This is a genomic window from Granulicella sp. L60, from assembly GCF_009765825.1.
Classification (GTDB): Bacteria; Acidobacteriota; Terriglobia; order Terriglobales; family Acidobacteriaceae; genus Edaphobacter.
This window is the reverse complement of record NZ_LMUR01000022.1, coordinates 719817-734924: the sequence shown is the minus strand read 5'-3', so window position 1 is coordinate 734924 and position 15108 is coordinate 719817. Positions and strand designations below refer to the sequence as shown.

Below are 15108 nucleotides of genomic sequence, written 5' to 3'. Positions count from 1 at the left end.
TAACATTGACATCCGAGCGACACATAAAAAGACTATTCTCGCTAGTGGCAGCATTTGAAAAATCTTAGCGCTCCTTCCGTCACAGAGAAGGTGGATAACGTTGAGAGGGCATAGTGAACGATGTGAATTATTTTCTCCGAGAGCAAGGCGGCTTTCAAGTTTCCACGAACCCCGGAGTTCTGGATACGTGTGCGGTGTTTGAATTTCTTACGGAGGCGAAGTGGTGGACAGAGCTGACCATGGAGTCGCTCGACCGGGCTTTGCGCAGCTCACTCTGTTTTTCACTGCTTGAAGGGGGGCGGCAGATTGGCCTAGCGAGGGTGATCACCGATTACGTCACATACGCTTATCTCTGCGACGTCTATATCGTGGAGGAACGGAGGCGGCGAGGGCTGGGGTCGTGGCTGATTCGCTGTGTGCTAGAGCACCCGGAGCTAAAGCCTCTGAAACGGGTGGCGTTGATTACGCACGATGCCCAAAGTTTTTACCTTGGACTAGATTTTCATTTCGCCTCGCGCCCTGACTATTATATGGAGCGGATGCAGTAATTGCAGTAGGTCGTTTTTATCCATAAACCATTAGAATCTTGGTGCCCGGAGGGGGACTTGAACCCCCACGACCTGATAAGGGTCTGCGGATTTTAAGTCCGCTGTGTCTGCCGATTTCACCATCCGGGCACTTCATACTTCCTTATTGAATCACTTCTCGCTGAAGTTCGATTCTGAGCAGTTCTACAAGCCCCGATAGATCGTTTGGACATACACAATCGCCGTATTTCGGACCTAGAAAAAACTCCCCAAAACTAAGCCTACAGACCTTGTTGGAAGCAATCTCTAACACTAGCGTAGATGGAGATAAGCCAACCGCGCAAATTAGATTCTTTGGATCACAGTTGTGTCCGGAAAGAAAGATCCGCAAATCAGGTTACGGCCATAGATTGGTTGCCGTGGTAATTCGCCCTTTTCAAAGATATATTAGATACCAGCCAAGAATGTATTTAAGAAAGTGTTGGAGCTTGCATTCATGACTACGGCTACCGAAGTTCCCACTATCTGGAATCAAATTGCCGAATCGATGTATCTCAGGGATTCGCCCACAGCGGATATCAAACTATCTGAGCTTTCGTCGTTCTCGTTCGCAAGACTGCAAATTACCGAAGGCCTTCCTGACGTGACGCGCCCGGTCGTTGAGGAGTCCGGCTACATCGTTGCGCTGCAACTCAAAGCTATACCCTACGTGGAGCTCTTCCTTGGCAAGAAAAAGGTCTCGAGTGGCTATTACCCCACTGGAGCCGTTGGTGTCATCAGCTTGCAGGATGAGCCTGCATGCTTCCTGCCAAACCCTTTCGACGCATTGACTGTGCATGTCACTCAGGCCGCCTTGGATGAAATCGCTTATGCCCATCGCGCGCCGTATGCTGACCAGCTGGTCTGGCCGTATGGAACAGTTGATCCAGTGGTCCACCACCTTGGCCAGACCCTTCTCTCTTCGCTGGAGCATCCCCTTCATACTTCGAAGATTTTCATAAACCATGTCTTACACGCTTTAAATTGTCATTTCGTCTACTCGTATGGCGGTGTGAGATTGTCGACTCCGCAACTTCGGGGTGGACTCTCTTCGCTGCAGATACGAAGAGCGACAGAGTTCTTGGAGGCTCATCTGGACGGTAATATTGTCCTCCAGCAGGTTGCGGAAGCATGTGAACTGTCAGTAAGCCACTTTGCACGCGCCTTCAAACAAACATTTCATAAGCCTCCTTATAAGTGGTTGACGGAACGCCGCGTCGATAGGGCCAAAGACCTTATGACGAATACCCAACTGCCCCTTGCCGACATCGCCACTCAGTGTGGATTTGCGGATCAGTCTGCACTCAACCACTTCTTCAAACGAACTCACGGGGTAACTCCGGGCCTCTGGCGTCGGAGGACGACACGCGGCCGCGACAATCAATGCAGTTCGAGCGACGGAGATGCGAGTACTTACCAGGAGTTGCAATCACGACTAAAGAACAAGGTGCATCCGGCGCTAAATTCGTGACATGCTTTCATCCTTCATCTGCTCCATGCTGGCCGTCTCGATTGCTAACCAACGTCAAGCTGCGGTATCTGAACTCGATGCAGAGTCCTGGTGAGTGGCGCTAGTCCCGAAAGCAAGCTCTCTAATTGGCAGAGATAAAAACATGATGCAGAGTGGCCCGCCGTCATGGCGGGCCTTTTATTTGCAACCCACTCGTCGTATCCAGCAGGAATAGCCAACTTATGATGGTTTTCGCCTAGATCTTTACCTCATCCAAACCTACGCTCAGATTGAACAGGATAGCGAATGTGAGAATGGCCACAAGAACTTTGTGTTTGTTCGCATTAGCTCAGTCCGTACGAGTTCAGAGAGAACAACTTCGAGTCTTGTGCGGATCTTCCGTTCATCAAGGAGAAAGACCAATGCAAGCACTCAAGTTTGTTCGGAATGTGATGGCGACGTGCGTCGCACTACTCGCAATCATCGCTCCGGCCGCTAAAGCGACGGCACAAGCACAACCCACTACAGGCGTAAAAACCGTGCTCCTCATTCACGGGGCATGGGCGGACGGTTCAAGCTGGTCGAAGGTAATTCCATTGTTGGAAGCAAAGGGCCTACACGTTGTTGCTGTTCAGATCCCGCTCACATCCTTCGCGGATGACGTTGCTGCAACGCAACGTGCCATAGCTCTCGAGGACGGTCCAGTATTGCTCGTCGGCCACTCGTACAGTGGAGCTGTCATCACCGAAGCTGGCAACGATCCTAAGGTGGCCGGACTCGTTTATGTGTCGGCCGTGGCTCCAGATAGCGGAGAATCCACTTTCGGTCTCATCACAAGCGTAGCAACACCTATCGGCTCAGAGCTGCGTCCCGACAAAAGTGGCTTCCTCAAGCTGACCCCCAAGGGAATTGCTGAGGACTTCGCACAGGATCTTTCACCCAAAGAGATTGCGGTTCTGACCGCAACGCAGGTGCCAATAAGCGTTACTGCCATGAAGGGAGAGATCACGACTCCTGCTTGGAAGTCGAAACCGTCGTGGTACATCATCGCCGCAAATGACCGGGCAATTTCACCTGTCCTCGAAGCTGCTCAGGCGAAGAGAATCGGGGCGACAACGACGACCGTTCCTTCCAGTCACGTAATTATGCTGGCTCAACCTTCGAAGGTCGTTGCTGTGATTCTTGATGCAGCGTCAAAAGCCAGTTCGAAATAGAGCACCTGTAATCTCTCCTCCTCAAAGAATGCTTCGGACGCGATCTGTCGTGATTTGCTTGCAAGGAACGACAGATCGCTTGTCCTGAATTCCATTGAGGACTGCACTTCGTCGCTAAAGAGAATACGCAAGCGGAAAAGAAAACCGTTTCGAAAATGAGAAACGATACTGCGACTAGCTACCACAAGTGATGCCAAGAAGATCCAATAGAACTAAGTAACTGGCCGCGAACCAATGATTAAAATCTCGACCAGTCTCTTTGCACTCTGCGGCCAGTCCGGTATCGACGCCACGTTGGATACACCGACAAGCGCACGAAGCAGATCCATTGGGTCGAGGTCCGGACGTATGTCTCCGCTCTCGATGGCGCGTTCCACCAGCCCTTGTATCGCTCCTTTGATCAGAATGCTTGTAGCTTCAAAGATCTTCGAAGGCCCTCCCACGAGAGTATTGAGCGCCGGTGCGATGATCTGCTTTGTTGCGATGTAGTCGACGAAAAGCAACATCCAGGCTCGTAGCGCATCGACAGGAGACATCGTCTTCGCAAACTCTCTCTCTGCCGCCGCCAGGTTTTCTACCTCGGTGCGGTACACCGCCTCAAGCAGCGTATCCCGCGTAGGAAAGTGGCGATACAAAGTTCCAGCACCAATCCCCGCCTGTTTGGCAACATCATCCAGACTGATGTTCGCTCCCGACTTCGTGAAAGCCTCTTTCGCAATCTCCAGAATCCGCTCACGGTTACGCAACGCATCGGCGCGCGGCTTGCGGGGAGCGGGTTGAGAATGTTTCTTCGCCATGTCAAAATATTTGCAACCGGAGACTATCTCCGATTATCTACTCAATTACGGAGATACACTCCGCTTGTTTTTAGTCTGGGCTAATAGTAAATCTCGGGTGCGCAAACGAGCGCGTAAAACGGTAGTTCAAGGAGCAGGAAAAATGGCAAATGTATTTGGTGCGACCTCAACGACGGAAGAGGTTCTGTCCGGCATAACCCTGAAAGGCAAACGGGTTCTGGTAACTGGCGTCTCCGCTGGAATCGGCGTTGAGACCGCGCGTTCTCTCGTCGCGCACGGTGCACAGGTAGTTGGCGCAGCGCGAGATCTCACCAAGGCCGAAGCAGCAACCGCTGAAGTACGAGAAGAAGCGGCGGCCAATGGTGGAAGCTTCGACCTCATTGAACTCGACCTCGCCGACCTCAAAAACGTACGCGCCTGCGCCGATAAGCTACTGGCAAAGGGCGAAGAGTTCGACGTGGTCATCGCAAATGCCGGAGTGATGGCTACACCATTCGGGCACACTGTCGATGGCTTTGAGACACAGTTCGGCACCAATCACCTGGGCCACTTCGTCTTCGTCAACCGGATTGCATCGCTCATTCGCAACGGAGGACGGCTGATCAATCTCGCCTCTTCAGGCCACCGCTTCGCCAATGTGGATCTGGAGGATCCCAACTTCGAGCGCACTCCTTACGTCCCCTTCGTTGCCTATGGCCGTTCAAAAACTGCGAACATTCTCTTCGCCGTAGCCTTCGATCAACGGCATCGCGGACGTGGCGTGCGCGCTGCCGCCGTCCATCCCGGCGGCATACATACTGAGCTGGCTCGCCACATGGATCCAGCCGTCCTCCAGGCGACGATCGACCAGATCAGCAAGCAGGCTGAAGCAGAAGGCAACGGGCCGTTCCAATTCAAGACGATCCCGCAGGGAGCCGCGACCTCAGTGTGGGCCGGTATCTTTGCTTCGGCTGACGAGATCGGCGGCCGTTACTGCGAGAACTGCCACGTCGGCCATATCGTTGCGGACGACGTCAACATCAGCCCCGCCAGCGAGGGAGTCCGCGGCTATGCACTGGACCCCCACAACGCCGAGGCCCTCTGGAAGAAGAGTGAAGAGATGGTCGGTGAGTCCTTCTAGCGATCGGATGGAGAATCCTCAAGTAGCCACAGTTCACTTTGTACTTGTGACTACTTGAGGATGGTCACCAGCAGTAGCACGAGAGGAAAATCACTGGAAATACAAATCCTGCGTCCTCAACGTTTCGCGATCATCTAAGAGAAAAGTCGTGAAAGTCTGCGATTCAGGAGATGCATGTCTAACACCGTAAAGATCGTCCGCTTCCATAAAACCGGCCCCGCCGAAGTCCTCCAGTTTGACGAACTCCCACTGCCTGAGCCCGGCGCAGGCGAGATCCGTCTCCGCGTCAAAGCTCTCGGACTCAACCGCGCAGAGGTCATGTTCCGCAACGGCCAGTACCTCGAGACGCCCGTCCATCCAGCAAAGAACGGCTACGAGGCCGCCGGCACCATCGAAGCCGTAGGCTCAGGCGTCGATGCCACTTGGATCGGCAAGACCGTCAGCACCGTCCCCGGAACCTTCAAACTCAACGACCACGGAGTCTACGGCGAAGTTGCCATCGTTCCTCTCTCTGGAACCGCCCAGTATCCCTCAAGCCTCTCCTACGAACAAGGAGCATCCATCTGGATGCAGTACCTCACCGCATACGGGGCCCTCATCTGGCTCGGCCAAGTTACCAAGGGAGACTTCGTCATCATCACTGCGGCCAGCAGCAGCGTAGGCATAGCTGCTATTGAAATGGTCAAGGTCGAAGGTGCCATCAGCATCGCCGTCACCCGCACCGCTGCAAAGAAAGACGAACTCCTCAAGCTGGGAGCAGATCACGTTATCGTGACCGACGAAGAAGACCTCGTAGCCCGCGTCAACGAGATCACCTCAGGCAAAGGCGCACGCGTCGTCTTCGATCCCATCGGCGGCAAGATCCTCGAATCGTTGGCCGCAGCCACAGCCCCCAAAGGCATCATCTTCGAGTACGGAGCCCTCGCACCCGAGCCCACTCCCTACCCTCTCTTCACCGCGCTCGCCAAGTACCTCACCATCCGAGGTTACACACTCTTCGAGCTGGCGCCCGATCCAGTGTTCCCCAAAGCAAAGCAATACATCTTCGACCATCTCGCCTCAGGCGCCTTCAAGCCCGTCATCGATAAAACATTTCCCTTTGCCGAAATCGTCCAGGCTCATCGCTATATGGAGTCGAACGCTCAGATCGGTAAGATCGTCGTCACCCTCTAACTCGCACGAGAGACGTTGCTGCCCGGGATATCAGCGAGAGAAAAACTCGCTGCCATCCCGGGCAATTTTATTCACGCCGCACGATGCGGCAAATTCCAATTCGGTCGAATGAAGTGGCAGGTATAGCCATTCGGATAGCGCTCCAGATAATCCTGGTGCTCCGGCTCCGCCTCCCAGAATGCCCCTGCTGGTACAACCTCAGTCACGACCTTACCCGGCCACAGCCCTGAAGCATCGACATCGGCGATCGTATCCTTCGCAATCTTCTTCTGCTCTTCCGTCGTGTAGAAGATCGCCGAACGGTAGCTCATTCCAACGTCATTTCCCTGCCGGTTCAGAGTCGTCGGGTCATGAATCTGGAAGAAAAACTCAAGCAGCTTCCGAAAGCTCAGCTTCTGCGGATCGAAGACAATCTCCAACGCCTCAGCGTGCGTCCCGTGGTTGCGGTAGGTCGCGTTCGCAACATCCCCTCCGGTATACCCAACCCGCGTCGAGGTCACGCCCGGGTAGCGGCGCAACAGATCCTGCATTCCCCAAAAGCAGCCCCCGGCAAGCACTGCGGTCTCCTGTGTTGAAGCCATATCGTTACCTCTCCTTCTCAAATAACTTCAGATATCTTCCATAGCCTTCACTCTCAAGCTCCTCGACCGGAACGAATCGCAGCGACGCAGAGTTGATGCAGTAGCGCAGACCGCCGGCGTCCTGCGGCCCGTCATCAAAGACGTGCCCCAAGTGACTATCGCCGTGGCTCGATCGCACCTCCGTCCGCTCCATGCCAAAGGTGTTGTCAGGTTTCTCCTCCACATTTTCGGCGTCGATCGGCTTCGTGAAGCTCGGCCATCCGCAGTCGCTGTCGTACTTATCCAGCGAAGAGAACAGCGGCTCGCCCGAAACAATATCAACGTAAATCCCCGGCTCATCATGGTCCCAGAAGGCATTCGCAAACGCCGGTTCCGTAGCGCCCTGCTGTGTTACTCGAAACTGTTCCGGAGAAAGCAGAGCTACTGCCTCGGCATTTTTTTCGTAAGTCGACATACCTCTCCCCATCTTTCCTTCAAAGACCCACCACGTAACTTAGATCGTACAGCGGCGTCAGTGGTTTCAGGAAAATGGCGCTTTGCAAAATTCAAGCGGCCGAACGGCAGAACGCTACAAGCCCATTCGCCATCGCATACCCATAAACATCGAAAAATAATTCCAAGCACGCAAAAAGCCACCCACGCTCCACCAAGCGTGGCCACTCACGCCTGCCTAGCTTGCAAGACGATAACGAATCGCCTGATCCTCAAGAAAATATTCAGCCGAGCAATCCCCGGCCCCACAGATCATCGCCTCCAGACCCGCACACTGCTGCCTCGTAATCAACCCAAGCGATCCGCACGAAGGACACGCCAGCACAGCCCAGTACGGATTCTCAGCCTTGCCCAGCTCTCCAGCCTGCTCCAGCATAAACAGCGTTCCCGGCTGCATCTGCTCCGGAATCCAGATCTCAAGAAGATTCAGCTCCGCTACCATGATTGCCTCTTCGCCCAGCGGTTGTCTTTCGTGACCCACATTTTCTTATCGATTGCTGCCTTCAGGCTGCGGACGAAAACCTCCCGGATCGATACCTGTGAGTGCACTACTTCTGGTGCAAAGAATATCGGATTTCAGCCGCGTGTCAATCCTCAACTGCAAAAAAGATTCTTACTCGATTCCTCTTTGTTGTCCCGCATACAGTGCGCGATAGATCTCCCTGTTCCGAAGAATCGCCTGCACATACTCCCGCGTCTCCGTATAAGGAATCGACTCGACGTACTCCGCAATGTCCGCATACGTCCCATTCGCCATCCACAGCCGCACCGGCACATCCCCCGCGTTATACGCCGCCAGCGCATACTCCGTCTGCCCGCCGAACCGGTCCAGCACCTGCCGAAGATTTGCCGTGCCCAGTTGCAGATTCACCGTCGGGTTCAGCAGCTCATTCGCGTTGAATCCCTTCAAACCTACCTTCTTCGCCATCGATTTGCCCACCGAAGGCAGTAGCTGCATCAGCCCATAAGCATTCGCATGGCTCACCACCCCCGCGTTGAACTCCGACTCCTGACGAATCAGCGAAGCAACCAGAAAAGGATCCAGCCCATTCTTCTCCGAGTTCGAAACCAGATCCGCCCAATAAGGCTGCGGAAACAACAGCTTCCAATACACCGTCGGAACCTGGTCAAGAGGAAGCGAAAAGAACGACAGCCCGCTATGCTTCATCGACTGCAGCGCCCGCGTGTACTCCCCATACGACACATAGATCTCAGCCTGCGCTAGCGCCCCCCACTGCGTCGCACTCGGACTCGCCTGAATCTCCGGCCCGATATATTCGTTCAACGACGCATTCGCCAGCAACCTCGCCTTAATCAGATGAGGCTCATTCTCCGGCAGCTCACCGGTAAGCTCCGGAACCGGAGGTCTCGGCACAGCGCTTAGAACCGGCGACGGAGTCGCAGCCACAGCCTCACCCTTCAACACATTCAACCGCTGCCGCGCAAGATTCGCATAATAAAAATTGATATAAGACCCAGTCAGCGCGCGGTAATAGCTGACCGCCTGCCCAAAGTTCTTCTCCTGGTCTTCATAGATCCGTCCCCGCCAATACAGCGCACTCGGCACCTCAATCCCCGCCGAATACGCTTCGATCTGCTCGTCCATCAGCCGCGCCGCCTCGGGATAGTTATGCAGCCGGTAGTTCATCCAAGCCGCCCGCCAGTGCGCCGAAGCAGCATACGCACTCTTCGGAAACAGCTTCACCAGCAGCGAGTAGTGATACGTCGCCTGCTTCGGATCGTGTTTCAGCAGATACATATTCCCGCCGGAGTAGAGCGCCTCCTCCAGCCACCTGCTCGTCGGATATCGCTGCACCATCTCCGCAATCAACGCGTCGTGCGCAGCCTCATCGTTCTCATTACGCGATAGCTCCGCCATCATATAAAGCTTCAGCGCCGCGCTGTCGTCCGTCGTCGTCGGCAACCGCTCTACCGTCTTTCGATCCAGATGCTTCAGCTTCATATCGCAAGCCGCCGCATAGATCAGCAAGGCATCATGGTCCGCCTGACTCAACCCCGTATCGTCGTGTTCAATCGCGTGATACTCCGCGCCCGCCTCCACATATCGCTTGGCGTTGAACAGTTGATCCGCATGAACCTTCCGTTCCGCTGCCGTCAGCGGCGTTCCCATCGCCTGCATCTGCGACCTCGCCTGCGTCGCCTCCATACTCAACGGCAGATTCACATAGATGCCTCGGAAAGCAGACGCCGCCCGCCCCGTATCTCCCGCCATTTGGTACGCCCGTCCAAGCGCATACCGAAAATCCCCATGAGACGCCTGCGCCGACTCCGTCAACGGCGTCAGCACCCGCAGCGCACCCTGCGGATCGTTCTGTTGCAGATAAGCATTCGCCAGCAACACCGGCGCACTCGCATCGAAGATGCTCTCCGGATGCCGCTCCGCAAAGTGATCGAGCAGCGCATACGCATCCGTCCCGCGCCCTGCCTGCACCGCCGCCTGCGCCCCCAGATAATCCGCATAGTCGTCCAGCGCCGTTCCACTCACACTCGCCTGGTGGTACATACTCTGCGCATCGGAAAATCTGTGGTCGAGCATGTAAGCATGCCCCAGCGCAAGATAAGCCGCCGCCGCACCCTCCCCCGGATGCAACCGCGCATAGCTCTCCACTCCGCTGTACGCCGCCGCAGAACGTGTCGCCGCCAGCTGCTGCGCCATCGGACGCAACTGCTCCGAAGCCTTGAACGCACTCGTCAGCCGAATCGTCTGTGCCGTCGGCTTCTTCGAAACTACTTTCGCGTGCTCCGCCCCCGCAACCGCGTGCTTACCCTTTCCCTTCCCTGCAGCCGTAGCCTTCTTCGTCGTCTTCCCCTGCGCGCCCTTCGCCGCAGGCACAGCCTTCTTCTTGGCAACCGGCTTCTTCGCATGCGTCGTCGCAGTCGCCGGAGCCTGCGTCTGACCACCCGCAGCCCCACCAGCGCACATCACCACTCCCAGCAGAGCAGCTCCAGCCAACGTCATTCTCACCCTGCCACCATCGCGCCCATCATCGTCTTACTGCCCACCTCTCCACTCTAAGCTGCCAGGCCACACCGCAACGCTCCCTTTCTCACCCGAACCTCCCCTGATACGCCACTCTTCAAGCCCTGCGCCCAAAAGGAACACATCTTCCAAGCCGCCTGTGAACTATTTTTCCCACAACGAAGACCGCACTGAGCCGGTAATCGAAATATCCCAACAATTTCCAACTCCGTTTTTGGCACTTCGAATGCATAGAACAAGGTGCATTCAGTTGTTTTCCCATAACAGGAGTCTCACCCATGCGTCTCCACAAACTCGCAGTCCTTCCGCTTCTTGCAGTCGGCTCAGCACTCTTGGCCGACCCCATCCCCTATCCGAATCCAGGCACCCCGGTCCAGGGCTCTACCACCGTCACCGCAAACGGCGGCGACATCACCGGCTACTTCGTCTCCTACAACGCAGGCGACACCGACGTTCTCTACCTCGTAGACCTCGCCACCAACACCCGTGTCGGCCCCACCTTCCAGAACAACACCACCGCGCAGGGTTCCACCTTCGACTTCGGCACCTACGCCGCAGGCACCCCGCTCGCCTTCGAGATCTTGAACGAATCCACTGGCGCGACCTACTCCTCCGACACCGCACTCAGCGACGACGGCGAAAATCACGCCTACACCACCAGCTTCGCCGGCGGAACCCTCGCCGACGGCAGCGGCAACATGGGAACCTACGTCTTCCCCGCCGGCACCTACGTCGGCTTCGAAGACCTGCCCTTCCCCAGCCCAGCCAACAACTCCGAGCCCGACTACAACGATCTGGCCTTCGTCTTCAATGACGTCACCGCAGTCCCACCCCCCGCAGTCACCCCCGAGCCCAGCACCTTCGTCCTGCTCGGAACCGGTCTCGTCGGAGCCGCCAGAGCACTCCGTCGCCGCTTCGCCCTCTAATCCAAACCGTGTCTCCCACCAGCGGAGAGTGAGTCCAACCGGACCCGCTCTCCGTTATCGTCGTTGCTCTACCTCTCCAGCAGGTTTAGTATGGTGAAAGTGTGGAAACACGCTGAAGCTCATCAAAGCATCGGCCATTTTTCGCACCTTTTACCTCATGCCTGCCATCCAATCCCCAGTGACGGAAGAAGTCCATCCAGACGTAGCGCTGGTTGCGCGCGCCAAAGATGGGGACACAGCTGCCTTCGAGCAGCTCGTCCGGCAGTACGAACGCCAGATCTTCCGTGTAGCGCAGCATATTACACAAAACCGTGAAGACGCCGAAGACATCACGCAGGATGCATTCCTCAAGGCTTACGAGAAGCTCGACCAGTTTCAGGGGAACTCAAAGTTCTCAACCTGGCTCGTCCGCATCGCCGTCAATGAGAGCCTCATGCGTCTCCGCAAGCGCAAGACCAGCAAGACCGTCTCTATGGACGAAGACGTCCAGACAGAAGAAGGATCCATCCCGCGCGACTTCGCCGAATGGCGGCCCAACCCTGAGCAGCAATACAATCAGGCCGAGCTCGCCGACATCCTTCGTAAGACCATCCAGGGTCTTCCCCCAGGCTTTCGTACCGTATTCACTCTTCGCGACGTTGAGAATCTCTCCACCGAAGAGACTGCGGAGGCACTCGGCTTGAGCGTCCCAGCGGTGAAATCCAGATTATTGCGTGCGCGTCTCCAACTGCGCGAACGTCTCAGCCGATATTTCCGGCAGAAGCAGGAGGGCCAGCCAGCATGAACTGCACGGACCTATTAAGCCACCTCTCCGACTACTTCGACGACCAGCTCAGCGAAGAGCTCCGCGAAGAGATCAGCGTCCACACCGCTGGCTGCCAGCACTGCCGTGTCGTGCTCAACACCACCCACCAGACCATTGAAGTCTATAAGGGGGCCGAACTCTACGAGGTCTCCCCCGGCCTCCGCGACCGGCTCCACGACGCCATCATGGCAAGGTGTTTCGCTAAAAAGTAGTTCACCCGTACCTCAGATTCGCGCCGCCAGCCGTAGCGCTGTAATCTCTTCGTCGCGAAACACCCGCGACCGAATCAAAAACCGCACGCCCTCTCCATTCTCCAGCGAAAACATCCCTCCGCGTCCCGGCACCACGTCCAGAATCAGCTGCGTATGCTTCCAGTACTCGAACTGGCTCCGGCTCATATAAAACGGAGTCTTCCCCAGCACCGCCAGCAGCACGTCTCCATCCCCCACCAAAAACTCCCCACGCGGATAGCACATCGGCGAGCTGCCATCGCAGCATCCCCCCGACTGATGGAACATCAGCGGCCCATGCTTCGCCTCCAGCCTCTCCATCAACGCAACAGCCGCAGGCGTCGTAATCACCTGCTCCGGCACCTCACCCATCCCATCCTCCGCCGAGCATCGCGAGGCCCCAAGCCGCCACCCGCCCCAACAAGGTACAAAAGTCACGAAGTGACCTCCCCACGAGCAGTGGGCCCGTCCGGCAGGACAAAGCCTCTAGAAAGAATCTCTAGAAGAATCCCATAGCATTCGGGCTATAACTCACCAACTGATTCTTCGTCTGCTGATAGTGGTCGAGCATCATCTTATGATTCTCCCGCCCAACTCCCGACTGCTTATACCCTCCAAACGCCGCATGCGCCGGGTACAGGTGATAGCAGTTCGTCCACACCCGTCCCGCCTGAATCTCCCGTCCAAAGTGATACGCCCTGTTCATATCCCGCGTCCACACTCCCGCGCCAAGCCCGTACAGCGTGTCATTCGCAATCGCCAGCGCCTCGTCCTCATCGTGGAACGTCGTCACCGACACCACCGGCCCGAAGATCTCCTCCTGGAAGATCCTCATCTTGTTATGCCCCTTGAAAACCGTCGGCTCAATATAGAAGCCCTCCGCCAGCTCCCCGCTCTGCACCGCGCGCTTGCCTCCAGCCAGAACCTCCGCGCCCTCCTGCCTTCCGATATCGAAGTAAGAAAGTATCTTCTCCATCTGCTCCGTCGAGGCCTGCGCCCCGATCATCGTCGTCTTATCCAGCGGATTTCCCTGCTTAATCGCAGCCACGCGCTTCAGGGCACGCTCCATGAACTCGTCATAGAGCGTGTCCTGAATCAGTGCGCGTGAAGGGCAGGTACACACCTCGCCCTGATTCAAAGCGAACATCGTAAAACCTTCCAACGCCTTGTCGAAGAACGCATCGTCAGCGCTCGCCACATCCTTGAAGAAGATATTCGGACTCTTGCCGCCCAGCTCCAACGTCACCGGAATAATATTCTGCGACGCATACTGCATAATCAGCCGGCCCGTCGTCGTCTCCCCTGTAAACGCAACCTTGTTCACCCGCGGACTCGAAGCCAGCGGCTTACCCGCCTCCAGCCCAAACCCGTTCACGATATTCACCACACCCGGCGGCAGAATATCCTGGATCAACTCCATCAGCACCAGGATCGACATCGGCGTCTGCTCCGCCGGCTTCAGCACCACGCAGTTCCCTGCCGCCAGCGCCGGAGCCAGCTTCCACGTCGCCATCAGAATCGGAAAGTTCCACGGAATGATCAGCCCGATCACGCCCAGCGGCTCATGGTAGTGATACGCCACCGTATCCTTGTCGATCTCGCAGATCGATCCCTCCTGCGCCCGTATCACACCAGCAAAGTACCGGAAGTGGTCCACAGCCAGCGGCATATCCGCCGCCATGGTCTCGCGGATCGGCTTGCCGTTATCCCAAGTCTCCACCGTCGCCAGCAGCTCCAGATTGTCCTCAATCCGCTGCGCAATCTTCTCCAGCATCCGCCCCCGCTCGGTCGTCGAGGTCTTTCCCCATGCCTTCTTCGCCGCATGCGCCGCATCCAGCGCCCTATCCACATCCGCCGCATTCGACCGCGCAATCTCGCACAACACCTGCCCCGTCACCGGCGTCACATTCTCAAAGTACTGTCCCGACAGCGGAGCCACCCACTCCCCACCAATGTAGTTGTCGTATCGCTTCTTCAAGTTCACAGGAAACCCATACGTTCCCGGATGCAATGCCGTCATCGTCGCCATAAACTCCGCTCCTCGCAAACCCAACCTGTAACAGCCCGAAGATTGTAATCCTCCCTAACCAACCGTGTCACAACCCTAAATCCACAGCCTCGGCCGTTGTAGTCCCCGTTGCCGTTGCCCGCTCTTTGTTTGTCATTCCGCAGCGCTCTTTGTTGTCATTCCGTAGCGCTCTTTGTTGTCATTCCGTAGCGCAGCGGAGGAATCTGCTTCTGCAGTTGCAGTTGCAGTTGCAGTTGCAGTTGCAGATGCCTTTGCCTTTGCCGTTGCTGTTGTCAGTCCTTTTGTTTGTCATCCCCGTAGGGGATCTGCGGTTTTCGTTGTCGTTGCGGTTGCCGTTGCCTGCCTCTTTGTTTGTCATTCCGCAGCGCAGCGAAGGAATCTGCTGTCCTGGACCCCAAGCCACCACCCAAACACCTGTCAAGCCCCACCCCACACAATCCCCAACAACGACGCACCCATTCGCGTGGCGTACTAGTTTCACCTCAACCGCTATACTTGATATATCGACTCAAATAAAAAGCCCCGGCCACCAGCCGGGGCTTCCTTTTTTGAAAGCGAGACCCGTAACCCCTTTGGAATGAAATTTTTACCCGTAACCCCTTTGGAATGAAATTTTTGCAACCACCCGTCCTCGCAACCCACTTAGAATCAAATATTTGGAAAATGCACGGGGGGGGAGGGGGTATCCCCTCACAAAGCTGAGAGCAAAAAGAAGCGCCCCGCC

General features: G+C 56.2%; 15 protein-coding genes and 1 tRNA gene. 8 read left to right on the top strand and 8 right to left on the bottom strand.

What is annotated here, in order from left to right:
• Positions 1–113: 113 nt before the first annotated feature.
• Positions 114–548, top strand: coding sequence for a GNAT family N-acetyltransferase (locus GSQ82_RS24065; protein ID WP_158794780.1), 435 nt, complete (start codon positions 114–116; stop codon positions 546–548).
• Between the two features lie 39 nt (positions 549–587).
• Here GSQ82_RS24065 and GSQ82_RS24060 read toward each other — a convergent pair.
• Positions 588–677 (bottom strand) — tRNA-Leu (locus GSQ82_RS24060).
• Between the two features lie 346 nt (positions 678–1023).
• On the opposite strand from GSQ82_RS24060, the gene GSQ82_RS24055 reads away from it, so the two are divergent.
• Positions 1024–2037 carry a helix-turn-helix domain-containing protein gene (locus tag GSQ82_RS24055; protein ID WP_158794779.1) on the top strand — a complete coding sequence of 338 codons (1014 nt, stop codon included), beginning with the start codon at positions 1024–1026 and terminating at the stop codon, positions 2035–2037.
• A gap of 401 nt (positions 2038–2438) precedes the next feature.
• Positions 2439–3230, top strand: coding sequence for an alpha/beta fold hydrolase (locus GSQ82_RS24050; RefSeq protein WP_158794778.1), 792 nt, complete (start codon positions 2439–2441; stop codon positions 3228–3230).
• 212 nt (positions 3231–3442) lie between these two features.
• Here GSQ82_RS24050 and GSQ82_RS24045 read toward each other — a convergent pair whose 3' ends face one another.
• Positions 3443–4027, bottom strand: coding sequence for a TetR/AcrR family transcriptional regulator (locus tag GSQ82_RS24045; protein WP_158794777.1), 585 nt, complete (start codon positions 4025–4027; stop codon positions 3443–3445).
• A gap of 142 nt (positions 4028–4169) precedes the next feature.
• Here GSQ82_RS24045 and GSQ82_RS24040 point away from each other — a divergent pair, with 142 nt between their 5' ends.
• Both GSQ82_RS24040 and GSQ82_RS24035 read left to right on the top strand, forming a co-directional pair.
• Positions 4170–5147 (top strand): SDR family NAD(P)-dependent oxidoreductase, encoded by a 978-nt coding sequence (locus GSQ82_RS24040; protein ID WP_158794776.1) that lies wholly within the window; start codon positions 4170–4172, stop codon positions 5145–5147.
• A 174-nt stretch (positions 5148–5321) separates the two neighbouring features.
• Positions 5322–6320: a zinc-dependent alcohol dehydrogenase family protein gene (locus GSQ82_RS24035; RefSeq protein ID WP_158794775.1), complete on the top strand. Its 999-nt coding sequence runs from the start codon at positions 5322–5324 to the stop codon at positions 6318–6320.
• Positions 6321–6391: 71 nt separating this feature from the next.
• Here the strand turns inward: GSQ82_RS24035 and msrA are convergent, their stop codons facing one another.
• From msrA to GSQ82_RS24015, 4 genes are all read right to left on the bottom strand, one after another.
• Positions 6392–6901 carry a peptide-methionine (S)-S-oxide reductase MsrA gene (gene msrA / locus GSQ82_RS24030; protein WP_158794774.1) on the bottom strand — a complete coding sequence of 170 codons (510 nt, stop codon included), beginning with the start codon at positions 6899–6901 and terminating at the stop codon, positions 6392–6394.
• Positions 6902–6905: 4 nt separating this feature from the next.
• A complete protein-coding gene (gene msrB / locus GSQ82_RS24025; RefSeq protein WP_158794773.1) occupies positions 6906–7355 on the bottom strand; it encodes a peptide-methionine (R)-S-oxide reductase MsrB in 450 nt (149 codons plus the stop codon).
• Positions 7356–7571: 216 nt separating this feature from the next.
• On the bottom strand, positions 7572–7874 hold the full coding sequence (locus GSQ82_RS24020; RefSeq protein ID WP_254061892.1) for a hypothetical protein: 303 nt from the start codon (positions 7872–7874) through the stop codon (positions 7572–7574).
• Between the two features lie 132 nt (positions 7875–8006).
• Positions 8007–10373 carry a transglycosylase SLT domain-containing protein gene (locus tag GSQ82_RS24015; RefSeq protein ID WP_254061891.1) on the bottom strand — a complete coding sequence of 789 codons (2367 nt, stop codon included), beginning with the start codon at positions 10371–10373 and terminating at the stop codon, positions 8007–8009.
• 299 nt (positions 10374–10672) lie between these two features.
• Between GSQ82_RS24015 and GSQ82_RS24010 the strand changes: the two genes are divergently transcribed.
• The 3 genes from GSQ82_RS24010 to GSQ82_RS24000 all read left to right on the top strand — a co-directional run bounded on the left by GSQ82_RS24010 (position 10673) and on the right by GSQ82_RS24000 (position 12337).
• Positions 10673–11320, top strand: a complete 648-nt coding sequence (locus tag GSQ82_RS24010) for a PEP-CTERM sorting domain-containing protein (protein ID WP_158794772.1) — start codon at positions 10673–10675, stop codon at positions 11318–11320.
• Between the two features lie 157 nt (positions 11321–11477).
• Positions 11478–12104: an RNA polymerase sigma factor gene (locus GSQ82_RS24005; RefSeq protein ID WP_158794771.1), complete on the top strand. Its 627-nt coding sequence runs from the start codon at positions 11478–11480 to the stop codon at positions 12102–12104.
• Entirely contained in the window at positions 12101–12337 is a 237-nt protein-coding gene (locus tag GSQ82_RS24000; RefSeq protein WP_158794770.1) for an anti-sigma factor, read from the top strand. The genes GSQ82_RS24005 and GSQ82_RS24000 overlap by 4 nt, the downstream gene beginning before the upstream one ends.
• A gap of 12 nt (positions 12338–12349) precedes the next feature.
• On the opposite strand, the gene GSQ82_RS23995 is transcribed toward GSQ82_RS24000, so the two are convergent.
• Positions 12350–12793 (bottom strand): DUF779 domain-containing protein, encoded by a 444-nt coding sequence (locus tag GSQ82_RS23995; RefSeq protein WP_254061890.1) that lies wholly within the window; start codon positions 12791–12793, stop codon positions 12350–12352.
• 61 nt (positions 12794–12854) lie between these two features.
• On the bottom strand, positions 12855–14384 hold the full coding sequence (adh, locus tag GSQ82_RS23990; RefSeq protein ID WP_216847167.1) for an aldehyde dehydrogenase: 1530 nt from the start codon (positions 14382–14384) through the stop codon (positions 12855–12857).
• Positions 14385–15108: the final 724 nt, after the last annotated feature.